Origin of the sequence: Variovorax sp. dw_308 (assembly GCF_019207085.1) — a bacterium.
GTDB lineage: Bacteria > Pseudomonadota > Gammaproteobacteria > Burkholderiales > Burkholderiaceae_C > Variovorax.
This window is the reverse complement of sequence record NZ_JAATOM010000001.1, coordinates 241,988-263,833: the sequence shown is the minus strand read 5'-3', so window position 1 is coordinate 263,833 and position 21,846 is coordinate 241,988. Positions and strand designations below refer to the sequence as shown.

Genomic DNA, 21,846 nt, shown 5'->3' with positions numbered 1-21,846 from the left:
TAAGTAAAATGAACTCTTTGGATGGAATGCATGCACAAATTGAATGTCGATAACTTCGACCTCAACCTGCTTGCCGTCTTCCTGAAGCTGTGGGAGACGCGCAGCGTCACGCGCGCGAGCGACAAGCTGGCCCTGAGCCAGCCCGCCATCAGCCATGCGCTGCGGCGCTTGCGCGATGCCCTCGGCGACGAGTTGTTCGTGGCCGGCAAGGAAGGGCTGGTGCCGACCGCGCGCGGCGAAGCACTGATCGGGCCCGTACGGCAGGCATTGGTTCAGATCGGACTGGCCCTGCAGGCCGGCGAGAGCTTCGTGCCTTCGCTGGCGCAGCGCGAATTCCGCATCGCCGGCGGAGACCTGGTGGAATTCGCGATCGCACCGCAGCTCATCGAGGAGATCGGGCGCGATGCGCCCGGCATCCTCATCAAGCTGGTGCCGGTGCCCGAGGGCGAACTGGGCTACCAGATGCTGGAGGCCGGCGAGGTCGACGTGGTGCTGGACGGCACCGCCGTGAAGGGCTCCGGCGTGCGCAACGAGGTGGCGGCCAACATCGGCCTGGTCACGCTGATCTGGAAGCGCGAACAACTGACGAAGAAGCGCTTTCCGATGGATCTGTACCTCAAGCGCCCGCACATCGTCATTCGCCAGCCGGAGCGGCGCGGCAGCGTGGTCGACCAGACGCTGGCGGAACAGAACCTGCGCCGCCCCATCGGCGCGGTGGTGCAGCACTTCATCGCGATGCCGGTGATCGCGGCGCGCACCGGCTACATCTGCAATCTGCCAAGCGGCATGGCACCGATTTTCGCGAAGGCCTTCGACCTCAGCCTGCACCAGCCGCCAATCGACTTCCCGCTCGCCCCGCTCTACATCGCCTGGCACAAGCGCTTCGAGGCGGATCAGGCGCTCACCTGGCTCCTGCAGAAGATCCGGCAGGCGGTCGCAACCGTCGCGTGAACGCGCTCGCACGGCACACGGGCCAACAAAGCAAAAACGCCCCGAAAGGGGCGTTTTTACTGGCTACCTGGAGGAGAGGGAGGCAGTCAGATCATGCCTCGCAGGCCGCATGAATGCTAGGTTTTGCACGTGCCGCCCGGTGTCGATACCAACGGATATACCAACGGCGCAGCGCGACTGATCGAGGCCGCGTTGACCCCCGATCTGTGTAACATCCAGTGCGTCCAGCCGAGCAGCGATGACACTCAAAGATCACTACCGTGCCAACGGCACCCTCACTGCCGATCAAATCGAATACCTTCTTGCAGTAAACGAGGTGGTCAAGGCGATCGACGCCCGCAAGCTCATCTTCCAAATGATCCCCTTGAGCGAGACGCCGCTCTACAAGGCCATTGACGGCTTGCGGAACCGGCTGAGGCGTCTCCACCAACTGGCGGACATGGCAGCCCAGCCCGAGTACGCTCTTGCGAGTGAAATCGTTGGCGCCTATGGCGACCTTGAGGACATCGCCAGCTTGGTCGCTAAGGCGATTGGGCGAATAGACGCCGACATATTGGACTTCGTACAGGCGCTGCCTCGCACCATCGAGTGATAGCTTGCACCGCACAACTTCGTGCCGGCCCCTCCCAGGGGCTGGGGGGCTGACGGGCACCCTGCCACCCCCTCAAGGTTCCGCTCTTAGTGGAGGAGCAATTTTGAAGTCCTCAGAAAATCCGCGGCGCCCCAACCTTGTATTGCACTTGATAAGCAAATTTGAAAGCACAGCATGCCCAAGATGGACAAATACCCCCCACTTCTTTTACCAGTTTCCATCGCAATTTTTGTTTGCCTTTTCATAAATCTTGTCATCTTCGCAATATTTCGTGAAATTAGACAGACGGACGAATTTCACGCATTATTGCATGAAATCGGCCCCCTGGGCGTTGCCATTTTTCAATCATTCATAACTGCGATACCCGTCTGTCTACCCTTATATGTGTGGTATCGTCAAAAACAAAAACGTGCTGCATATCCCAGATCGCAAGACACGCAGATGGCGTCCCCAATGACCCAGTCAAAGGTCGTTCTACACGCAGGGGCCCCAACCGTTGCTAAGAAGCTGATTTCAATTGATGCTGCCGCATCCGTGATAGCTGCAAAACCTATAGCGATGAAAACCAAGGACCCGTTGCCGAACGCTCCGACCATCGCAACCGAAATAAATGAATCACATGAAATCCCTGAAGAGGATTCTTGGGCGCAAGCACTTTCTGAATTTGAGAGTTCTGGGCGCCGGCCCGGTGTCTATGCACGCGCATTTGCTGAAGCTAGCGGCGACGAGGCCGCTGCGAAGGCGAAATACTTGAACATAAGAGCGCACGAACTCCACGCCAACCATCTGCAGTTGGAGGCTGCGAGGCAAGTTGAGGAAAAGCAGCGCGCAGCGGAAGAGCGGCGCAAGGTAGAAGAGAGCGAAAGTGATTTCCAGAAGCAACAAAGAGCGCGCGCTGCGATAGTCTGGGGAAGGTGCCCAATGTGCGATTGGTTCTTGCCACTTGGCACCACGTCCTGCCCGCACTGCGATGCCACGCTCGGTGCTGGCGCAGCCTGGGATGTCATTCCCATAAAAGTGGATCAACGACTTGGACTGATTGAGCAGGCACTGACAAAACGGAAACAAATAACACCACGTCAACTATCAGACATGGTCGCCATGGCCGAGACCGATTTCTCGATCGTTTCGCTGCCAATCAAAGGCGATAGCCTGTTGCATAAAGCTGCAGAATTCGGACTCGAGTCTGAAGTTCAACACCTCCTTGCCATCGGCGCTGATTCAACGGCTTCCAACGCACAAGGAAAGCGACCAAGCGACGTGACAGCGTCCGAGGCCATTAAAGGGCTCCTTGCTGCGGCACAGGAACAGGCAGAGCCCAAGAATGCAATCAAGCCAAGACAAGAGGCACTTCCAAAAATCGCCTGGGCCCTGTGTCCTAAGTGCCACTGGTTCACGCCCTGCAATGCTGCATCGTGCACTGAATGCAATACCAAATTCGAGACAAAGGAAGGATGGAAAGTCATACCCATCCCAGATGCACAAATTCTTGATCAACTTGAGGTCAAGCTCGAAAGCAACTCTTATGTCTCAAAACATCAACTTGCCGACATAGTTCGCATGGCAGAAGGCGACCACTCGATAGTAGCCCTCACGATAGGCGGCGATAGCTTGCTGCACAAGGCTGCCGAGTTGGGCCTTGTCCCTGAGGTCGAGCGGCTGCTTGCGCTCGGCGCCGATCCCTCTGCATTAAACGTCCAAGGCAAGCGCCCGCGACAGTTGACCACCTCCGAGGCCGTCAAAAGGCTCCTTGCTGCGGCCGATGGTTAGCACCGGCCGGACGACACAGGCTCGATCTGCACTCGCAGACTTCTGTGAGCATGGGACAGTTGTGCGTGATGTTGGACAGGTGAACAAGGCGAGCGGTCTAGTTTTCTTGCGCCCATGCCAACCGGCCATAAGTCAACCCGCTGCCATACCAACACACGGTAGACGCCATACCAACATTCATACCAGCGCGAAACCGTGGATTGACAACCAGCCATGCGGACCGATACGGACGCAAAAAAGCCCGCTACAGAGGGAACTGTGCGGGCTTTTCACGTTTTCGCGAGCCGATGCGGACCGTCGAAAACTCACTTCTGGAGGAGAGGGAGGGATTCGAACCCTCGGTACTATCGCTAGTACGCCTGATTTCGAGTCAGGTACATTCGACCACTCTGCCACCTCTCCGGTGTCTGTCGAGCCTCAGATTATAGCAGCCACTTTCGACCACCTTGCACGTCAGGCGCGAAGAACCGCGAGACCGCCCAGGTAGGGCTGCAGCGCGGCTGGCACGTTGACCGAGCCGTCTTCGTTCTGATGGTTCTCCAGCACCGCGACCAGCGTGCGGCCGACGGCCAGGCCGGAACCGTTGAGCGTGTGCACCAACTCGTTCTTGCCCTGGGCGTTCTTGAAGCGGGCCTGAAGGCGCCGCGCCTGGAAGGCTTCGCAGTTGGAGACCGAGCTGATCTCCCGATAGGTATCCTGCGCGGGCAGCCACACTTCGAGGTCGTAGGTCTTGGTCGAGCCGAAGCCCATGTCGCCGGTGCACAGCAGCATCACGCGGTAAGGCAGTTCGAGCGCCTGCAGCACCGCCTCGGCGTGCGTGGTCATTTCCTCCAGCGCGTCATAGCTCTTTTCCGGGTGCACGATCTGCACCATCTCGACCTTGTCGAACTGGTGCTGGCGGATCATGCCGCGCGTGTCGCGACCGGCGCTGCCGGCCTCGGAGCGGAAGCACGGCGTGTGCGCCGTGAGCTTGATCGGCAATGCGGACTCGGCCACCACCTCGTCGCGCACGAAGTTGGTCAGGGGCACTTCGGCCGTCGGGATCAGGTAGAGCGCCGAATGGTCAGGCGCCGGTTCGCCGTCCTGGCCGCCCTTCTTCGCCGCGAAGAGGTCGCCCTCGAACTTGGGCAGCTGGCCGGTGCCACGCAGCGTGTCAGCGTTGACGATATAGGGCACGTAGCACTCGGTGTAGCCGTGCTGCTGCGTCTGCAGGTCGACCATGAATTGGGCCAGCGCACGGTGCAGCCGCGCGATCGGCCCCTTCATCGCGATGAAGCGCGAACCGGAAAGCTTGACACCCATCGCGAAGTCCAGGCCGAGCGGCTCGCCAAGGTCGACGTGGTCCTTCGGCGCGAATGAGAGCGGCGTGGCCGAGGCGCCGGCGCCACCCTTGGGCGCCCAGCGACGCATCTCGACGTTGCCATGTTCGTCTTCGCCGAGCGGCACGCTGGCATGCGGCAGGTTCGGAACGGCCAGCAGCAGGGCTTGCAGTTCGGGCTGGATCGCGTCGAGGCGCTTCGATCCGGACTCCTGTTCGGCCTTGAGCGCGTTGACCTCGGCCATCAGCGCATCGACCGATTCACCCTTGGCCTTGAGCGGTCCGATCTGCTTGTTCAGCGCGTTGCGGCGAGCCTGGATTTCCTCGGTGCGGGTCTGCAAGACCTTGCGCTCGGCTTCGAGCGCGGTGAACGCCTCGACGTTGAGGTAGGGCTGGTCCTTCTTGCGGGTCTCAAGGCGCGCGACGGCCGAAGCCAGGTCCTTGCGTAACAGTGTGATATCGAGCATGACTCGATTTTAGGGAGCAATGGGGGTGCGAATACGGGAACGGCGCTCGGCTGTCCGCATTCCATTTCATACGACGGCTCAGGCGTACACGCGACTGAAGCGCACGGCCTTACCATCGACCTGCTACCAACTCACAGGGGACACCGCATGGACGCCTATCTCTCTTTCGACGGCAACTGCGCCGAGGCCTTCGATTTCTACGGCAAGTGCCTGGGCGGCAAGACGCTGTACAGCATGACCTTCGGCGAGAGCCCGATGGGCGAGCAGACGCCGGCCGACTACAAGGGCAAGATCATGCATGCGACCTTCGAGGCGCAGGGCCGCAAGATCATGGGCTCGGACATGCCGCCGGGTATGCCCTTCGAGGGCTACAAGGGCTTCACGCTGTCGGTGCAGTCCGACGACGTGGAGGCCGGACGCAAGATGTTCGACGCGCTGGCCGAAGGCGGCAAGGTCACGATGCCCTACGAGCCGACCTTCTGGGCGGCCAGCTTCGGCATGCTGGTCGACAAGTTCGGCGTGCCGTGGATGGTCAACGTCGAGCGTCCGGCGCCGAAGGGCTGAAAGAAGCCCGACACCGAAGCGCCTTCGACGCCTCCCCATCCGTCAAGGGGGTGCGACCAGCGTCCCGGCAGAGCCGGCTCCGCGGGCACCCGCGAAGGAGCTTCGGATTCCCGACACCCCATGAGGCCGGCAAGCCCGCAGTCGCTCAAGCCAGGCTGGCCGGATCGACGTTGGCGCCACAAATGACCAGGCACACCTTCTCGCCGGCGCGCGGCACGTAGGCGCAAGTCTGCAGCGCAGCCAGCGGCAGCGCGGCGGCCGGCTCGACGGCCAGTTTCAATTCTTTCCAGAGCCACAGTTGCGCGGCGCGAATCGGCTCATCGGGCAGCAGCAAGGCAGTGCGCACCTGGCGCTGCGTGATCTGCCAGGCGATGGCTCCGATGCGCCGTGCGCCGAGCGAATCGGCCGCGACGCCGCCCACTTCCACATCGACCGGCTTGCCGGCTTCGCGTGCACGGAACAACGTCGGCGCGCGTTCGGGCTCCAGCGCGATGACGCGGCTGCGTTGTTCGAACCACGCGGCCAGGCCGCCAATGAGTCCGCCGCCGCCCACGCTGACGAGCACGGAGTCGGGCAGGCCGCCCTGCTGCTCGATCTCGCGGCCCAGCGTGCCGGCGCCGGCGACGACCTCGGGCTGGTCGTAGGCATGCGTCAGCAGCGCGCCGGTCTCGCGCTGGCGCGCGAGGCAGGCGGCGAGCGCGTCGGCATATTCCTCGCCCACGACGACCACATCGGCGCCCAGGGCGCGCAGTCTGGCGCGCTTGGCCTCGGGCGAGTTGCCCGGGAGGAAGACTTCGCATCGCACGCCGAGCGCGCGGGCCGCGGCTGCCGTCGCGATGCCGGCGTTGCCGCCCGAGGCGACCACCACGCCGCTGGCCGGAATGTCATGGGCCAGCAACCTGTTCATCATGCCGCGCGCCTTGAAGCTGCCGCTGACCTGCTGGTGCTCCAGCTTGAGCCAGAACTCGACGCCTTCCGCGGCCTCCAGGCCGAGCACAGGCGCTTGCAGCTTCCACAGCGGCGTCTCCCGCAGGAATCGCGCGGCGCGCGCATCGCGCAGGCGCTGCGCGGCGGCGTCGACTTCGTCGCGCCAGCGGATGTCGGCAAGCGCGCTCAACCGAGGTGTCCCGGCAGCGGTGGGTCGAGCCGAAGGCCCTTGGGCAGCGGGAACTTGGTGGTCTCCTCGATGCCGCCCATCTTGCGCACCGACACGGCGCCGAAGGCCCGGATCCGTTCGATCACCTCGGTCACCAGCACCTCGGGCGCCGAGGCGCCAGCGGTCAGGCCGATGCGGGACTTGCCTTCGAACCATTCGGCCCTGAGTTCGGTCGCGTCGTCGACCATGTAGCTCTCGGTGCCCAGGCGCTGCGCCAGCTCGCGCAGGCGGTTGCTGTTGGAACTGGTCGGGCTGCCGACGACGATCACCAGGTCGACCTGGGGGCTCATGATCTTGACCGCGTCCTGCCGGTTCTGCGTGGCGTAGCAGATGTCCTGCTGCTTGGGCTCGCGCACCGCCGGAAAGCGCTCGCGCACGGCGGCGGCGATCTCGGCGGCGTCGTCCACGCTCAGCGTGGTCTGCGTGACCACGGCGAGCTTTTCGGTCTGGCCCGGCTGCACGCGGGCCACGTCGGCAACGTCTTCGACCAGGTGGATGCCGCTCGACAGCTGGCCCATCGTGCCCTCGACCTCGGGATGCCCCTTGTGGCCGATCATGATGAATTCGTAGCCTTCCTTCGCGAGCTTGGCCACCTCGACGTGGACCTTGGTGACGAGCGGACAGGTTGCATCGAAGACGTCGAAGCCGCGCTCGCGCGCCTCCTGCTGCACCGCCTTGCTCACGCCGTGCGCGCTGAAGACGAGCGTGGCGCCCGGCGGCACTTCGGCCAGGTCCTCGATGAAGATCGCGCCCTTGTCCTTGAGCGTGTTCACCACGAAGGTGTTGTGCACGATTTCGTGGCGCACGTAGATCGGCGCGCCGAACTTGGCGAGTGCGCGCTCGACGATCTCGATGGCGCGGTCCACGCCCGCGCAGAAGCCGCGCGGCTCCGCCAGCAGGACTTCATCCAGGGTTCTGGTGCCGGTCTGATTGCTCACAGCACGCCGATCAATTGCACTTCGAAGGTCACGGGCTGGCCTGCGAGCGGATGGTTGAAGTCGAACTGCACGGCCGTGTCGTTCGAGTCGATCACGGCGCCGGCATAGCTGCCCATGCCGTCGGGGGTGGGGAACTGGACCACGTCGCCGATGGCGTAGCGCTCGTCGGGGTCGCCCATTTGCGCCAGCAGGGACTTGGCGACCCACTGCTGCATCTCGGCGTTGCGCTCGCCGAAGGCCTCGCCGGCAGCGAGTTCGAAGGTGGCGTGCGTGCCCTCTTCCAGCCCGATCAGGCGCTGCTCCATCGCGGGCGACAACTCGCCGGTGCCCAGCGACAGCGTGGCGGCCTTGTCGGCGAAGGTGTTGATGATGTCGCCCGCCGGCCCGGCCAGCCGGTAGTGCAGAGTGAGGAACGAGCCGGGCGTGACGACGGCATGGATGGTGGGGGCGGACAAGGTGGGCGTCTCTGTAAACTGGACCCGGTATTTTAGGGAGTGGGGTCAAAGACCCCTGGAGAACATGACATTCAAGGATCTGCCGGCCGAAATGCGCCCGCGGGAAAAACTGATCGCGCGTGGCGCAGGCGCGCTGGGCGACGCCGAACTGCTCGCCTTGCTGCTGCGCACCGGCATCGCCGGCAAGAACGTGCTGCAGTTGTCGCAGGAATTGCTGGATCGCTTCGACGGCATCGCCGGGCTGCTCAATGCCAGCCTGGACGACCTGAAGAGCATCAAGGGACTCGGCGGCAGCGCGAAACGGGCCGAGCTCAGTGCGGTGCTGGAACTGGCGCGCCGCGGCTTGGCCGAGCAACTCAAGAAGCGCGCGGTGTTCGACTCGCCGGATGCGGTCAAGCACTACCTCCAGCTGCATTTGGGGTCGCGCACGCACGAGGTCTTCGCGGTGCTCTTCCTCGATGCGCAGCATCGGCTGATCGCGATGGAGGAGTTGTTCCGCGGCACGCTGACGCAGACCAGCGTCTATCCCCGCGAAGTCGTCATGCGCGCGCTGCACCAGCATGCCGCCGCCGTCGTGCTGGCGCACAACCATCCGAGCGGCTGCGCGGAGCCGTCGCGCGCGGACGAATTGCTGACGCAGACCCTGAAAGCCGCGCTGGCTCTCGTCGACGTGCGGGTGCTGGACCATGTGATCGTCGGCAAGGGCGTGTCGCTGTCGATGGCCGAGCGGGGCCTGGTGTAGGGAAGGGCCTGCGCTATCGAGCGCGCCCCGCGCCCGTCTCGTAGGATGGAGGCAATGGCCTCCAAATCCTCCAGCAGTCTCAAGGCGCTCTCCGACCTGAAGACGATCCAGCGTTCGCTGGCCGAGCAGCGTGAACGCGAAGCCGCCGAAGCGGCGTTGCGTGCCGCCGCCGAAAAGAAACGGCTCGCCGAAAACGACTTGTTCTCGCGCGCCATCGGCGCCACGCAGCCCCTGCGGCGCAAGGCCGCGGTACCGCTCGCACCCGAGCCGCCGGCGCCAATTCCCGTGCAGCACCAGCTCGACGAGCAGCGCGTGCTGCGCGAATCGATCAGCGACGACTTCGACGTGACGACCCTGCTCGACGTCGACGACGCGATGAGCTTTCGGCGGCCGGGCATCGGCACCGACGTGACGCGCAAGCTGCGCGCGGGCGAATGGTCGATCCAGCGCCAGGTGGACCTGCACGGCCTGCGCAGCGACGAGGCGCGCGAGGCGCTCGGCGCCTTCATTCGCACGGCCCACAAGGCGGGCGTGCGCTGCGTGCGAGTGGTGCATGGCAAGGGGCTGGGCTCGCCGGGCAAGCAGCCGGTGCTGAAGACCAAGACGCAGCGCTGGCTGATCCAGAAGAACGAGGTGCTGGCGTTCGTGCAGGCGAAGCCCGCGGAAGGTGGGGCGGGGGCGCTGGTGGTGTTGCTGGCGCCTGTGGGGAAGTAAGCCTTACCTCCAGGCTCCGCAGCGTTGCGCGGCGCGCCTCGCGCCCCTGCAAGACGCCCCCCCGCGCGCGTGCCGCGGTGCTCTGCCAGAAGAGGCGGGGCCGCGCCTTTACAGCAAGGACTTAAGAGGCACCGCCGCATCCGCCACCACCGCTGCGTCCGGATTCTTTCCGGCTTCCAGCAGCTTGCGACTCATCATGTGATCGACCGGCGCGTTGACCGTTTCGACGCACACCAACCGCCCGTCGACGTAGTGGAAAAGCGAGAACGCATTCGGATTCGCGCCCGGTCCGGGCCGGCGCGCCGTGGTCATGCCCGGCGTGCCCTCGGCCGGCATCAGCCCAGCCATCTGCAGGCGCAGGCCGAGCTGGTCGGACCAGAACCAGGGCAAGGCGTCGTGCGGTTTCGGCGCGCCGGTGAGCGTGGCGACGGCGGTGCGAGCCTGGTCGTTGGCGTTCTGCACGGACTCCAGGCGCAACGCGCGGCCGGCGCGGCGATCGGGAAAGCGGGTGCAGTCGCCGACGGCGAGCACCTTCGCGTCGCTGGTCTGCATGTGCGCGTCGACCACGATGCCGTCCGCGCATTCGATGCCGGCGGCTTGCGCCAGCGTGGTTTCGGGGACGGCGCCGATGCCAAGCAGCATCAGGTCGACCGGCTGCTTCCGGCCATCGACCTCGACCGAGACGAGGCGATGGCCGTCGATCTCGAAGGCGCCCACTGTCGCGCCGAGCACGATGTCGATGCCGGCTGCACGGTGGGTGGCGAGCACATGCGCCGACAACTCGGGCGACACGGCGCGGCCGAGCAGACGCGGCGCCACCTCGATCACGCGCACCGTCTTGCCGAGGGCCTTTGCGGTGGAAGCGACCTCCAGTCCGATGAAGCCGCCGCCGAGCACCGTCACGTCCTGCGCCTCGAGCAGCCGGGTGCGCAGGCGCAGCGCCTCGTCGGCGGCGCGCAGCGAAACGACGTTGTCGATCAGGCTGGTCGACAGGCCCGCAAGCTGGCGCGCCCGGGTGCCGGTGGCCAGCACCATGCGTTCATACGGCAGCACTGCACCGGAACGCAGCGAGACGGTCTGCGCCGCGCGATCGATCGACGTCGCCGCATCGCCAAGATGCAGCGTGATGCCTGCATCGCGGTACCAGTCGGTGGCCTTGTGCGGCTGCATCGCTTCTTCGGCGCTCTTGAGGAAGGTCTTGGACAACGGCGGCCGATGGTACGGCTCGCACGGCTCTTCGCAGACGAGGTGCACCCGCGCGCCCTGCCCCGCTTCCACGAGGCCGGCGCACAGTTGTGCGGCGGCATGTCCGCCGCCGATGATGACGATGTTGTTGTGGGTGTCTTGGCTCATGAGATGGGTCTTCAAGGTGTTGTCAGCGGTTGCGCATCCAGTCGGCGGTCTGGAAGAACGAATTGCGCAGGCGCTCGCGCAGCGCTTCGGGCACGCCGGTCTCGCCCATCGCCTGGTCCATGCAGGCCAGCCATTGGTCGCGTTCCTTGATGCCGATGCTGTGGCCGCCGATGCTCTGCGGCAGGTGGCGCGCGCGCAGCATCGGATGGCCGAAGCGGTCGGTGTAGTGCTGCGGGCCACCGAGCCAGCCGCACAGGAACCAGAACAGCCGCTGGCGCGCGTTGTCGAGCGTGGTGCCGTGCACGGCGCGCAGCTGCGCGTAGGCGGGTTCGAGGTCCATCAGGTCATAAAAGCGCTCGACCAGCGCATGGACCTTGCCTTCCCCGCCGATCCATTCGAACGGCGTTGCGAACGGGGGTTTGTCTTCAATCTGCATGGGCGGGAGTATCCCCCGACGCGCGCGGCCCGGAGGGCGGTCGGGAACTCCTGGCGTTGCAATCGCCGATGCCGGGTATCCAGTCGCATATGGATATGCAGACAGGCGATTTAGCAATCGGCGGTTTTGTTGCTATGGTTTCGCCCCCGGCTTTCATTTCCCAGCGGAGAGAGAACAACACCATGCGTCACAGCTTCATCGCAGCGGCGATCGCCGCTTCCACCTTCCTGCTCGGCAACGTCGCCCATGCCGACCAACTGGCCGACATCAAGAAAAAGGGCGAACTCGTCGTCGGCGTGCTCGGCACCGACGAGCCCGCGACCTTCGTCGACCCCAAGACGCGCCAGATCGTCGGCTACGAAGTCGACCTGGTCGATGCCATCGCGAAGAAGATCGGCGTGAAGCCGGTGCTCAAGCAGATCGCCGTGGCGGCGCGCATTCCTGAACTGCAGCAGGGCCATGTGGACCTGGTGGCCGCCGGCCTCACGCACAACAAGGAGCGCGAGGCTCAGATCGACTTCTCGCTCACCACCTTCGTCACCGGCCAGAAGGCCATCGTGAAGAAGGACAGCGGGATCACCGACGTGCCGCAGCTTGCGGGCAAGAAGGTGCTGACGATTCGCGGCGGCACGCAGGAGCCGAACATCCGCAAGGCCGTGCCCAACGTCGAGGTGGTGACCTTCGATACGAGCCAGCAGGCCTTCCAGGCGCTGCAGCAGGGCAAGGGCGTGGGCTATGTCGACGACGAAGCGGCGCTCTTGCGCAGCTATGCCAAGCTCGGCCCGCAAAAGGCGCAGTACGTGGTGCTCAAGCAGAACCTGAGCACCGAGTCGCTTGCCATCGGCATCAAGAAGGGCGAGGCCGGGCTCAAGGCAGTGGTGGACGACACGCTGCGCGAACTCGAGAAGTCGGGCGAGGCCCAGAAGATCTTCGTCAAGTGGTATGGCCCGGATACCGCCTCGGGTTTCCAGTCGCGCGACTTCAAGTTCGATACCGACAAGATCGAGTAGGCCTGTAACACCGCGCTCAGGTCGATCCCGCTTTGAGCGCCGCGGGGGCGGGCCGCAACGCGACCCGCCCCTTGCCTTTCGGGCGAGGCCGCGCGCCTGCGTACCATCATGTCCGCGCACGCGCCCTTCGACACGCCGCCGATATCCCGATGCCCCTGTTCGACTACTCCCTTCTGCTGACAGGCAAGTACCACGACATGCTGGTCGCGGGACTGTGGCTGTCGCTGCAGCTGCTGGTGGTCGCGCTGGCGCTGGCGCTGCCGATTGCGCTGGTCGTGGCGCTGCTGCGGCTGTCGCCGCTGGCGCCGCTGCGCTGGCTCGGCTTTGCCTACGTCGAGTCGATCCGCAACATACCGCTGCTCGCGCACATGCTGTTCTGGTACTTCGGCGCGCCCGAGCTGCTGCCTGAAGGCATCAAGCAAACGCTCTACGCCGGCCACATCGAGGCCTACAGCGCGGTGATCGCGCTGGCGCTGTACACGGCGGCCTTCATGGCGGAGGACATGCGCAGCGGCATCCGCGCGATCCCCGCGGTGCAGTTCGAGGCCGGGCGCGCGATGGGCTTCAGCTACCTGGCCACCATGCGCCGCGTGGTGCTGCCGCAGGCGCTGCGCGTGACCGTGCCGCCGCTGATCTCGCAGACGCTGAGCCTGTGGAAGAACACCTCCATCGCCACCGTTATCGGCGTGGCCGAACTGATGTACCAGGCGGGCCAGGTCGAAAGCGCGAGCTTTCGCAGCGCCGAATCCTTCGCGTTCGCGAGCGCGGCCTACCTCACGGTGTCGCTGGCCATCACGGGGCTCGCGACCTGGTACCACCATCGCTTTCCGGTGAGGACCATATGAACGCCGCAACTGGAGGCCCTCGCTGATGCTGGACGTCATTCGCGACTATTGGGTGTACTTCCTCATCGGGCAGTACCCCAACGGGCCGCTCGGCGGGCTGGTGCTCACGCTGCTGCTGGCCTCCTGCGGCCTAGTGCTGGCGTTGCCGCTGGGCATCGTGCTCGGGCTGGCGCGCGTGAGCCCGTGGCGCTGGGTGCGTTGGCCGGTAACCGGCCTCGTGTTCGTGGTGCGCGGCCTGCCGTTGTTGATGGTGATCTTCTGGGCCTACTTCTTCCTGCCCAGCGTGACCGGCATCAAGACCGACCAGTTCACCACGATGCTGATCGCGCTGGTAGTGTTCGATGCGGCCTATCTTGCGGAGATCGTGCGCGCCGGCATCCAGGGCCTGCCGCGTGGACAGATGGAAACGGCCCGCGCGCTGGGCCTGGGCTACGGCCGCGCGATGCGCCTCGTCGTGCTGCCGCAGGCGCTGCGCAGCATGCTGCCCTCGCTGGTGAACCAGTTCGTCTCGACGATCAAGGAGACCTCGCTGGGCTACATCATCGGCCTGGCCGAGGTGTCGTTCATCGCGACGCAGATCAACACGCAGGTGTTCACCAAGCCGGCGCAGATCTACCTGATCCTGGGCGGCACCTACTTCATCCTCTGCTTCGGCCTGTCGCGCTTCGCCTACTGGCTGGAACGCCGGCTCGCACGCCGCGGCGTCCCTACTGTCATCCGCAAGGTGCCCGCATGATCGAGCTTGAAAAAGTCAACAAGTGGTATGGCAGCTACCACGCCCTCGTCGACGTGACGGAGACCATCCGCAAGGGCGAGGTGGTCGTCGTGTGCGGGCCTTCGGGCTCGGGCAAGTCGACGCTGATCCGCACCCTCAATCGGCTGGAGCCGATCCAGTCGGGCCGCATCGTGCTGGACGGCCAGGACATCCACGCACGCGGGCTCGACGTGAATGCGTTCCGCTCGCGCATCGGCTTCGTGTTCCAGCAGTTCAACCTGTTCCCGCACCTCACGGTGCTGCAGAACTGCACCATGGCGCCGATGCAGTTGCGCGGCCTCGGCCGCAAAGAGGCCGAGGAGCGCGCGATGGCCTTGCTGCAGCGCGTAGGCCTCGCGAACAAGGCCAACGCCTGGCCGAGCGAACTGTCGGGCGGCCAGCAGCAGCGTGTGGCCATTGCGCGCGCGCTCGCGATGCAGCCGCCGCTGATGCTGTTCGACGAGCCCACCAGCGCGCTCGACCCCGAGATGGTCGGCGAGGTGCTGCTGGTGATGCGCGACCTCACGCGCGACGGCATGACCATGGTCTGCGTGACGCACGAGATGGGCTTTGCGCGCGAGGTGGCCGACCGCGTGCTCTTCATGGACGAAGGCCGCGTGCTCGAACGCGCCACGCCCGACGACTTCTTCAACCGCCCGCAGCACCCGCGTGCGCAACAATTCCTCTCCGACATCCGCTCGCCCTTTGCGCGCGATGCATGACCAGCCCTGTATTCTTGTGAGTGCTTTCTCATCCGCTCGCACCGAAGCGGTGTCTTAAGCGGAGTGCGCATTTCGTGTGACGACGACCTCACTTTGTTCCGGTCGAATCCCTCAGTCCTCGATTCACTAAAATCCAGGCCACAAATAACCAGGGAGTTCTCGAATGAAGACAAGCGTCGCCGCAATAGCGGCAATCTCGGTTCTGTTCGTTACCGCATGCGGCGACAAGAAAGCAGCCAGTAAGGAAAACTTCAAAACGGCCATTCAAGCCTATTTCGACTCCAAGCCGGGCGCCTGCGTCGGCTTGCCGGACAAACAGATGCCGTTCAAGGTCGAGAGCGGCGGCTTCCGCGTCAGTCGAATTGATCAAGCTGACGCACTTGTCGAAGCGGGCTTGCTTAGTAAACGCGAAACCGAGGTTCCCTCCACGGGCTATTTCGGCCCCAACAAGATGGTTCCCGGCGTTGAATACAGCCTTACCGACGAAGGGGCGAAGCAAGTCGTCAAGAGCGCCGGCAGCGACTTCGACAAGCGGGATGGTTTCTGCGCAGGCAAGTACCAAGTGGTCGAAGTCATCAATTTCACCGATCCCGCAGAAGCTTACGGACAAAAGCTTTCGCAGGCCAACTATCGGTACAAAGTTGAAAGCCCGCCCGCTTGGGCAAAGCTGCCAAGGATGCAGGCGGTATTTCCCCAACTGGCGAAAGACATGAAAGACGATCCCGCCGACAAGGCCGTACTTGTCTCGACAAGCGAAGGCTGGCTGCACGAGCGAGTGTTTAAGGGCAAAGGCAACTGACATCGCTGCCTGCAGCAGGCGCCGAATCGCCGGGACGCAAGAGTCAGATCGCATTGGGTGGCGTCTTCCGTGGGATCGCAACTCCCCCATCGCCACACGCCTGCGACATCGAACGGAATGCACATCGTGACCTACGAATTACCCATCATCGACATCTCGGCCCTTTTAGAGCCCGGCGACGCCCGCCAAGCCGTCGCCGCACAGATCCGCCAGGCCTGCCGCGCGCACGGCTTCTTCTACGTGACGGGTCACGGCGTCGATGCGGCACTGGTGCAGCGGCTCGAAGACCTCAGCCACCGGTTCTTCGAACTGCCCGAGGACACCAAGATGCAATGGCGCATGGCGCTGGGCGGGCGCGCCTGGCGCGGCTTCTTCCCGCTCGGCGGCGAGCTGACATCCGGACGGCCTGACTGGAAGGAAGGCCTCTACCTGGGCACCGAGCTGGCCGTCACGCACCCGCTGGTGCAGGCGAAGACGCCAGTGCACGGACCCAACCTCTTCCCCGACGTGCCGGACTTCCGCGAGACCATCCTCGACTACCTGGCTGCAGTCACGCAGCTGGGCCACACGTTGATGGAAGGCATCGCGCTGAGCCTGGACTTGCCGGCCTCGTACTTCGCCGAACGCTACACCTCTGACCCGCTGATCCTGTTCCGCATCTTCAACTACCCGACGCAGGCCGTGCCACAAGGGATGGACGTGCAATGGGGCGTGGGCGAACACACGGACTACGGCCTGCTGACGATCCTGCACCAGGACCATATCGGTGGCCTCGCCGTGCACACGCCCGCCGGCTGGATCGATGCGCCGCCGATCAAGGGTTCCTTCGTCTGCAACATCGGCGACATGCTCGACCGCATGACCGGCGGGCTCTACAAGTCGACGCCGCACCGCGTGAAGCGCAACACCTCGGGCCATGACCGCCTGTCGTTTCCGCTGTTCTTCGACCCGAACTTCGAGGCGCGCGTGCAGCGCATCGAGGGACTCGCCGGTGCGGACGCGCGCGACGACAGCACCGAGCGCTGGGACCGCGCCAACGTGCATGCCTTCAACGGGCGCTACGGCGACTACCTGCTCGACAAGGTGTCGAAAGTGTTCCCGCAGTTGCGCGACGAAGTTCTTTGAATCGAACCGCAAGCCGCCGGCGAGGCGGCATCTCGGTTGGTATGCTGCCTTCGCCTCACGCACTTGGGAGCTACCTTGACGACAACTTGCGGGATCTTCGGATTCGAGTTCACCCAGCCGTTTACGGCCGCCGGCCTGACCTTCACGCCGTTGTACTCGCACCCTCCCGTCGCGACGCAGGTTGCCCGCGACCCGGACGCCCACCACTTGACTGGCACCGTGCACGGGCTGAACCTCGCGGCCGACCAAGTCATCTATCGGCTGGAAGCAGTGCTCTCGTTCATCGAGCATCTCGACGTGCGCCTGAGCGAGCCGACCGCCGACGAAGCAGCGCTCACCGATCCGCGATCGCATTTCGACCAGGTCCAGCGTCATGGTCGCCGCCACAACGGCGGTGGCGCGGTGATCAACCCCGACTGGTTCGCGCCCCATCAGAGGGCCCGACACGACTTCATCCAGCGCGCGATGGACCGGCTCGCCGACGACGCGTTCTGCGAGGCAACCAAATTCCGGCTGCTCTTCATCAAGGCATCGGAGACCTTCCGCCAGCGCCAGCCGTTCATGGAGGTGACGTACTTCCTGCTGTACTCGGGTCTTGAGGCGTACGCGCGAAAGGTGCAGAACCACGTTGGCTCCAATGCCGTCAAGCCTATCGTTGCCATGCTCAAGGCGCACGGGTTCGACGTCTGCGCCCACGACCAGAAGAACCATGCACGGTCGATGACCACCTACTGGGGAATCCGAAACGCCATCTTTCACAACGGCGAGTTGGCGGGGACGGTTCGGGTGGACAATGTTCACGCGACGCTCCCGAGTGAGGAGTACCTCTATCACTTACAGATGCTCGTCTGCCTGACGATCATGAAGGCCATCGGGTTCGAGGACGCGCACCGGAATTGGGACTGCTGGATCGACTACAAGCCACACGGAAACCTGGGTCAGTTCCCCAGCGAGCTTGAGGCTCTGCTCGCCGCACATGGCTAGCCAACAATCGCCGTCTTCAAGATGTGTCCCTGACTACTCCGCCGCGCGCCTCAAGGTGTCTACCACCGGCCGCCGCAGCACCTCCCGCAAGCCCCACCAGCCCGCCGCCAGCGCCAGCACCGCCCCCGCCAGCGAGCCGAAGATGGGCACCCACGGCGACGCGGTCCAGGTGAACTCGAACACGTAGCGGGCCAGCGCCCAGCCGATCACCGACGCGACGATGCTGGCCAGGAAGCCGGCCAGCAATCCCACGCCCGCCAGTTCGGCACGCTGTACCTGCCGCAACAAGCTCGCACGCGCGCCGACGGCACGCATCACCGCGAACTCGCGCGCACGCTCCTCGCGCGTGGCGGTAACCGCAGCGAACAGCACCACCAGCCCCGCCGCGAGCGTGAAGCCGAACAGGAACTCGACCGCGCGAACCACCTGGTCGAGAACGCGCTGCACCTGCACGATGGTCGCGCTCATGTCGACGTTGGTGACGTTCGGGTAGGCCCGCACCAGCGCGTTGTCGAAGCCCTTGGTCTCTGGCGCGCGGAACGCACCCATGTAGGTGACCGGCACATCGGCGAGCGTAGCCACCGTGTACATCACGAAGAAGTTGGCATGCAGCGAGCCCCAGTCGACCTTGCGCAGCGAGGTGATGCGCGCCTCGCTCGGGATGCCGCCGATGTCGAAGCGCAGCTTGTCGCCGAGCTTCAGGCCGAGCGTCTCGGAAAGGCCTTCCTCCACGCTCACTTCGCCGGGCGCATCCGGCGTCCACCTGCCCGCCGTGATGCTGTTGTGCGGCGGCGCCTCGGCGCTGTTGCTGAGGTTGAACTCGCGGTCGACCAGGCGCTTGGCGCGGTCTTCGGTGTAGTCGTCGGGCGACACGGGCTTGTCGTTGATGGCCACCAGGCGGCCGCGAATCATCGGATACCAGTCGAACTTCCGGACGCCGGCATCGCGCAGGGATTTCTGGAAGTCGTTGCTCTGTTCGGGCATCACGTTGATCACGAACCGGTTGGGCGCATCCGGCGGCGTGGCGCGGCGCCAGCTCGCGACAAGGTCGGTGCGCAGCAGCACCAGCAGGACCAGCGCGAGCAGGCCCACCGCCAGCGCACTGACCTGCACCACCGCATACACCGGTCGCGCCGAGATCTGGCGCGTGGCCAGCACCAGCCAGCGCGGCGCGGTGCTCTCGTTGACGCTGCGCCGCAGGACCTTGACCGCAAGCCAGCTCAACAATGCGAACACCGCCACCGCCCCGGCAAAGCCGCCGACGGCGATCAGCCCGAGCTTGATGTCGCTGCTGGCCGCGATGAGCAATGCCGCGAAGCCGAGCACGCCAATGCCGAGCACCGTGACCGACGCCGGCTTGAGGCCGCCCACGTCGCGCCGGATCACGCGCAGCGGAGGCACCCTCGCCAGTTGCAGCACCGGCGGCAAGCCGAAGGCGAACAGCAGCGTCAACCCCATGCCGAGCCCGAATCCGACCGGCCACAACGTCGCCGCAGGCAAGGCCGTCTCGACCAGCCCGGCCAGCAGCACGACGAACGCATAGTGGATGCCGAAGCCCGCCGCCACGCCCAACGAACTGGCCACGAGCCCGACGACGGCGAACTCGAAGGCATAGGCGCCGGCGATGGTGCGCTGGCTCTGGCCCAGCACGCGCAGCATGGCGCAGTCGTCGAGGTGGCTGGCGGCGAATCCACGCGCGGCCAGCGCGACCGCGACGGCGCTGAGCAGCGCCGCGAGCAAGGCGACGAGGTTCAGGAATTTCTCCGCCCGGTCGAGCGTCTGGCGCATCTCGGGGCGCCCGCTTTCGAAAGACTCCAGGCGAATGCCGCGCAGCTCGCCCTTCTTGATGCCGGCGTCGACCTCGTCGCTGAACTGCTTGACGGCGCGCGCCTCGCCGGCCACTGCGAAACGATAGCTCACGCGGCTGGCCGGCTGCACGAGGCCGGTGCGCGCGACGTCGGCCTGGTTGAGCATCACGCGCGGCGCAAAGCTCATGAAGCCCGCGCCGCGGTCGGGTTCGAGCGTGATGATGCGGGCGATGCGCAAGTCCGTATCGCCGAGCAACACGCGGTCGCCGATCTTCAGCGCCAGCGATTCGAGCAGAGACGCATCGACCCATGCCTCGCCCGGCGCCGGCACGTCGCGCGTGGGCGCGCCGGGTGCGTCGGGCGTGGTCGCCGTCTGCACGCTGCCGCGCAGCGGATAGCCGGTGGTCACGGCCTTGAGCGCGACGAGCTTGGTGGCGCCGCCCTGTGCGTCGTCGGCGCGCGCCATGGTCGGAAAGCCATAGCTGCCGGTGGACTGCAGGCCCAGCGCATGCGCGCGCGCGATGAAGGCCTGGGGCGTCGGGTTGTCGCTGGCCAGCACGGCATCGCCGCCCAGCAACTGGCGGGCGTCGCGCTGCAATCCGCCCTTCAAGCGGTCCGCGAAGAAGCCGACCGCCGTGAGCGCCGCGACCGCCAGCAGCACGGCAACGATGAGCAGGCGCAACTCGCCGGCGCGCAGGTCGCGCCACAGCGTGCGCCAACCGAGGCGAAGGGATGCATTCATGCGCGACACCATAGCCGACCTACGGCGCCCCGACGAAACCCGGGCTTTCGAAGGCCTTTATTCGCGAGATGGCGCGTGTGGCGGCGCGTGCGACGGCCCGGCCAGTTCCGGTTGCAGCACCAGCCGCCCTTCCCCCGCGTAGCAAAGAAAGCGCCGGTTCGTCGCCCGCCCGATCGCGCAGAGCCCAACGCGCTGCGCCACCTCGTGCCCCATCTGCGTGATGCCGCTGCGCGAGACCACGATAGGTACGCCCATCTGCGCCGACTTGATGACCATCTCGCTGGTGAGCCGCCCGGTCGTGTAGAACACGCGGCCACGCGCGAGCGCGGCGGCCGGCTGCATGGCGATCCAGCCGGCGATGGTGTCGATGGCGTTGTGCCGGCCCACGTCCTCGACGAAGCATTGCATCGCCACGCCCTCATCAGGCTCCAGCGTGAACAGCGCGCAGCCATGCACCGAGCCGGCCGACTTGTACGTGCTCTCCTGGAGCCGGATCGCGTTGACCAGCGCATAGAGCTGCGCCTGCGTGAAGCGCGTGTCGGGCAGCTTCAGGGCGTCGATGCCGGCCATGAGGTCACCGAACACACTGCCTTGCCCGCAGCCGGTGGTCACGACCTTCTTCGCGGTGCGCTCCTCGATGCGATCGATGCCGGCGTGCGTCCGGACGGCCGCCGCGTTCACCTCCCAGTCGACCGTGATCGATTCGACATCGGACGCCGACTCGATCAGCCGCTGGTTGAGCAGGTAACCCAGCACCAGCAGTTCCGGCTGCGCGCCGAGGGTCATCAGCGTGACGAGTTCACGACGATCCACGTACACGGTGAGGTCGCGCTCGGCGGGGATGGAGACGGTGCCGCGCTCGCCGTGCTCGTCGATGACGGCCACCTCGCGCGTGAGCGGTGCAAGTGCGGTGGTCAGGCGGGGCAAGGGCTGCGCACGGAGGGGAATTGCTTCGGGCATGGCATCGGGCATGGACATGCCGGGCACGATAGCCCAAAAGCAATGCACCAGCCGGAGCTCAACTCACCTTCAGGCAGTCGCGCTGGGTGACCGAGAAATCGACCTGCTGATCACCCACCATGTAGAGGTGCCTGAACGTGACGCCGCGCGCCAGCAGCGCGCGCACATTGGGCGTGTTGCAGTTCTTGGCGGTGATGCGGCTTCGCAGCGCGGAGGAATCCACCCCACCGGGACGGATGTAGTGATAGGTGGCGACCCGCGAGCGCGACTCGTATTCGGCACCGATCAACGTGGCCTGGTCTCCCATTCGGATTGGCACCTGTTGCAGCACCCGCTGCACGCCGCTCTTCATGCCGGCTTCGAGTTCGGTGTCGCTCATGGTCGAGAGGCGGGACCGTTCGTCCGCGGCGGTGGCCGGTGCGCCGAGCGCCAGCAAGGCGAGTGCAAGTGCGATGTGCCGCAGGTGACAGCGATGGGTTGATGGGCGCATATGAAACGAAACTATGACTTTCGTATTCATCTGCGTCAACGAGCGATCGGCATACGCCGGATGGCTGGGGAAGGATGGAATGGCGAAATGAAGGCTGCTCGAAGCCTCGCCGGCCAGCTGCCGGGTCGCAGGTCGGGCCGCGATGTACGGT

22 protein-coding genes and 1 tRNA gene are annotated in these 21,846 nt (G+C 65.2%); 13 read left to right on the top strand and 10 right to left on the bottom strand.

The features are described 5' to 3' along the window. Positions 1-30 precede the first annotated feature (30 nt). The 3 genes from HCU76_RS01160 (at position 31) to HCU76_RS01150 (ending at position 3,313) form a co-directional block, all read left to right on the top strand. Positions 31-951: a LysR family transcriptional regulator gene (locus tag HCU76_RS01160; RefSeq protein WP_213955317.1), complete on the top strand. Its 921-nt coding sequence runs from the start codon at positions 31-33 to the stop codon at positions 949-951. Between the two features lie 238 nt (positions 952-1,189). Continuing rightward, positions 1,190-1,543 carry a hypothetical protein gene (locus tag HCU76_RS01155; RefSeq protein WP_213955316.1) on the top strand — a complete coding sequence of 118 codons (354 nt, stop codon included), beginning with the start codon at positions 1,190-1,192 and terminating at the stop codon, positions 1,541-1,543. Between the two features lie 174 nt (positions 1,544-1,717). Then, a complete protein-coding gene (locus tag HCU76_RS01150; protein WP_213955315.1) occupies positions 1,718-3,313 on the top strand; it encodes a hypothetical protein in 1,596 nt (531 codons plus the stop codon). Between the two features lie 312 nt (positions 3,314-3,625). Here the strand turns inward: HCU76_RS01150 and HCU76_RS01145 are convergent. After that, positions 3,626-3,715, bottom strand: a tRNA-Ser gene (locus HCU76_RS01145). A gap of 51 nt (positions 3,716-3,766) precedes the next feature. Continuing rightward, positions 3,767-5,098, bottom strand: a complete 1,332-nt coding sequence (gene serS, locus HCU76_RS01140) for a serine--tRNA ligase (RefSeq protein WP_213955314.1) — start codon at positions 5,096-5,098, stop codon at positions 3,767-3,769. A gap of 147 nt (positions 5,099-5,245) precedes the next feature. Between serS and HCU76_RS01135 the strand changes: the two genes are divergently transcribed. Then, entirely contained in the window at positions 5,246-5,662 is a 417-nt protein-coding gene (locus HCU76_RS01135) for a VOC family protein (RefSeq protein WP_213955313.1), read from the top strand. A 145-nt stretch (positions 5,663-5,807) separates the two neighbouring features. Here HCU76_RS01135 and HCU76_RS01130 read toward each other — a convergent pair whose 3' ends face one another. From HCU76_RS01130 to HCU76_RS01120, 3 genes are read right to left on the bottom strand one after another with little or no spacing between them, the layout of a single operon-like run. Next, a complete protein-coding gene (locus tag HCU76_RS01130) occupies positions 5,808-6,722 on the bottom strand; it encodes a threonine/serine dehydratase (protein WP_256353943.1) in 915 nt (304 codons plus the stop codon). A 53-nt stretch (positions 6,723-6,775) separates the two neighbouring features. Further along, positions 6,776-7,756: a 4-hydroxy-3-methylbut-2-enyl diphosphate reductase gene (gene ispH / locus HCU76_RS01125; protein WP_213955312.1), complete on the bottom strand. Its 981-nt coding sequence runs from the start codon at positions 7,754-7,756 to the stop codon at positions 6,776-6,778. Next, complete coding sequence (locus tag HCU76_RS01120) at positions 7,753-8,196, bottom strand: FKBP-type peptidyl-prolyl cis-trans isomerase (RefSeq protein WP_213955472.1); 444 nt, start codon at positions 8,194-8,196, stop codon at positions 7,753-7,755. The genes ispH and HCU76_RS01120 overlap by 4 nt, the downstream gene beginning before the upstream one ends. 79 nt (positions 8,197-8,275) lie before the next feature. On the opposite strand from HCU76_RS01120, the gene radC reads away from it, so the two are divergent. Beyond that, positions 8,276-8,953 carry a DNA repair protein RadC gene (radC, locus tag HCU76_RS01115; RefSeq protein ID WP_213955311.1) on the top strand — a complete coding sequence of 226 codons (678 nt, stop codon included), beginning with the start codon at positions 8,276-8,278 and terminating at the stop codon, positions 8,951-8,953. Positions 8,954-9,007: 54 nt separating this feature from the next. Next, complete coding sequence (locus HCU76_RS01110) at positions 9,008-9,667, top strand: Smr/MutS family protein (protein WP_213955310.1); 660 nt, start codon at positions 9,008-9,010, stop codon at positions 9,665-9,667. A gap of 108 nt (positions 9,668-9,775) precedes the next feature. Here the strand turns inward: HCU76_RS01110 and HCU76_RS01105 are convergent, their stop codons facing one another. Then, positions 9,776-11,020 (bottom strand): NAD(P)/FAD-dependent oxidoreductase, encoded by a 1,245-nt coding sequence (locus HCU76_RS01105; RefSeq protein WP_213955309.1) that lies wholly within the window; start codon positions 11,018-11,020, stop codon positions 9,776-9,778. Positions 11,021-11,042: 22 nt separating this feature from the next. Then, complete coding sequence (locus HCU76_RS01100; RefSeq protein WP_213955308.1) at positions 11,043-11,456, bottom strand: group II truncated hemoglobin; 414 nt, start codon at positions 11,454-11,456, stop codon at positions 11,043-11,045. 182 nt (positions 11,457-11,638) lie between these two features. Between HCU76_RS01100 and HCU76_RS01095 the strand changes: the two genes are divergently transcribed. The 7 genes from HCU76_RS01095 to HCU76_RS01065 all read left to right on the top strand — a co-directional run bounded on the left by HCU76_RS01095 (position 11,639) and on the right by HCU76_RS01065 (position 17,695). Further along, on the top strand, positions 11,639-12,466 hold the full coding sequence (locus tag HCU76_RS01095) for an ABC transporter substrate-binding protein (protein ID WP_213955307.1): 828 nt from the start codon (positions 11,639-11,641) through the stop codon (positions 12,464-12,466). A 149-nt stretch (positions 12,467-12,615) separates the two neighbouring features. Continuing rightward, a complete protein-coding gene (locus tag HCU76_RS01090; RefSeq protein WP_213955306.1) occupies positions 12,616-13,311 on the top strand; it encodes an amino acid ABC transporter permease in 696 nt (231 codons plus the stop codon). A gap of 25 nt (positions 13,312-13,336) precedes the next feature. Beyond that, a complete protein-coding gene (locus tag HCU76_RS01085) occupies positions 13,337-14,047 on the top strand; it encodes an amino acid ABC transporter permease (RefSeq protein ID WP_213955305.1) in 711 nt (236 codons plus the stop codon). Then, entirely contained in the window at positions 14,044-14,787 is a 744-nt protein-coding gene (locus tag HCU76_RS01080; protein ID WP_213955304.1) for an amino acid ABC transporter ATP-binding protein, read from the top strand. Before HCU76_RS01085 ends, HCU76_RS01080 begins: the two co-directional genes overlap by 4 nt. Positions 14,788-14,950: 163 nt before the next feature. Next, positions 14,951-15,586 carry a hypothetical protein gene (locus tag HCU76_RS01075; protein WP_213955303.1) on the top strand — a complete coding sequence of 212 codons (636 nt, stop codon included), beginning with the start codon at positions 14,951-14,953 and terminating at the stop codon, positions 15,584-15,586. A 126-nt stretch (positions 15,587-15,712) separates the two neighbouring features. Beyond that, positions 15,713-16,711, top strand: a complete 999-nt coding sequence (locus HCU76_RS01070) for an isopenicillin N synthase family dioxygenase (protein WP_371319734.1) — start codon at positions 15,713-15,715, stop codon at positions 16,709-16,711. Between the two features lie 75 nt (positions 16,712-16,786). Then, on the top strand, positions 16,787-17,695 hold the full coding sequence (locus HCU76_RS01065) for a hypothetical protein (protein WP_213955301.1): 909 nt from the start codon (positions 16,787-16,789) through the stop codon (positions 17,693-17,695). A 33-nt stretch (positions 17,696-17,728) separates the two neighbouring features. Here the strand turns inward: HCU76_RS01065 and HCU76_RS01060 are convergent, their stop codons facing one another. From HCU76_RS01060 to HCU76_RS01050, 3 genes are read right to left on the bottom strand one after another with little or no spacing between them, the layout of a single operon-like run. Continuing rightward, complete coding sequence (locus HCU76_RS01060) at positions 17,729-20,245, bottom strand: ABC transporter permease (protein WP_213955300.1); 2,517 nt, start codon at positions 20,243-20,245, stop codon at positions 17,729-17,731. A gap of 57 nt (positions 20,246-20,302) precedes the next feature. Further along, complete coding sequence (locus HCU76_RS01055; protein WP_371319733.1) at positions 20,303-21,223, bottom strand: formate dehydrogenase accessory sulfurtransferase FdhD; 921 nt, start codon at positions 21,221-21,223, stop codon at positions 20,303-20,305. A gap of 40 nt (positions 21,224-21,263) precedes the next feature. Continuing rightward, positions 21,264-21,641, bottom strand: a complete 378-nt coding sequence (locus tag HCU76_RS01050; protein ID WP_213955299.1) for a hypothetical protein — start codon at positions 21,639-21,641, stop codon at positions 21,264-21,266. Positions 21,642-21,846: the final 205 nt, after the last annotated feature.

Bases quoted from the DNA above. Each gene is read 5' to 3' on its own strand.
- HCU76_RS01160 (WP_213955317.1), top strand. From the start codon at position 31: ATGCACAAATTGAATGTCGATAACTTCGACCTCAACCTGCTTGCCGTC.
- HCU76_RS01155 (WP_213955316.1), top strand. From the start codon at position 1,190: ATGACACTCAAAGATCACTACCGTGCCAACGGCACCCTCACTGCCGAT.
- HCU76_RS01150 (WP_213955315.1), top strand. From the start codon at position 1,718: ATGCCCAAGATGGACAAATACCCCCCACTTCTTTTACCAGTTTCCATC.
- serS (WP_213955314.1), bottom strand. From the start codon at position 5,098: ATGCTCGATATCACACTGTTACGCAAGGACCTGGCTTCGGCCGTCGCG.
- HCU76_RS01135 (WP_213955313.1), top strand. From the start codon at position 5,246: ATGGACGCCTATCTCTCTTTCGACGGCAACTGCGCCGAGGCCTTCGAT.
- radC (WP_213955311.1), top strand. From the start codon at position 8,276: ATGACATTCAAGGATCTGCCGGCCGAAATGCGCCCGCGGGAAAAACTG.
- HCU76_RS01110 (WP_213955310.1), top strand. From the start codon at position 9,008: ATGGCCTCCAAATCCTCCAGCAGTCTCAAGGCGCTCTCCGACCTGAAG.
- HCU76_RS01105 (WP_213955309.1), bottom strand. From the start codon at position 11,020: ATGAGCCAAGACACCCACAACAACATCGTCATCATCGGCGGCGGACAT.
- HCU76_RS01100 (WP_213955308.1), bottom strand. From the start codon at position 11,456: ATGCAGATTGAAGACAAACCCCCGTTCGCAACGCCGTTCGAATGGATC.
- HCU76_RS01095 (WP_213955307.1), top strand. From the start codon at position 11,639: ATGCGTCACAGCTTCATCGCAGCGGCGATCGCCGCTTCCACCTTCCTG.
- HCU76_RS01090 (WP_213955306.1), top strand. From the start codon at position 12,616: ATGCCCCTGTTCGACTACTCCCTTCTGCTGACAGGCAAGTACCACGAC.
- HCU76_RS01085 (WP_213955305.1), top strand. From the start codon at position 13,337: ATGCTGGACGTCATTCGCGACTATTGGGTGTACTTCCTCATCGGGCAG.
- HCU76_RS01080 (WP_213955304.1), top strand. From the start codon at position 14,044: ATGATCGAGCTTGAAAAAGTCAACAAGTGGTATGGCAGCTACCACGCC.
- HCU76_RS01075 (WP_213955303.1), top strand. From the start codon at position 14,951: ATGAAGACAAGCGTCGCCGCAATAGCGGCAATCTCGGTTCTGTTCGTT.
- HCU76_RS01060 (WP_213955300.1), bottom strand. From the start codon at position 20,245: ATGAATGCATCCCTTCGCCTCGGTTGGCGCACGCTGTGGCGCGACCTG.
- HCU76_RS01055 (WP_371319733.1), bottom strand. From the start codon at position 21,223: ATGTCCATGCCCGATGCCATGCCCGAAGCAATTCCCCTCCGTGCGCAG.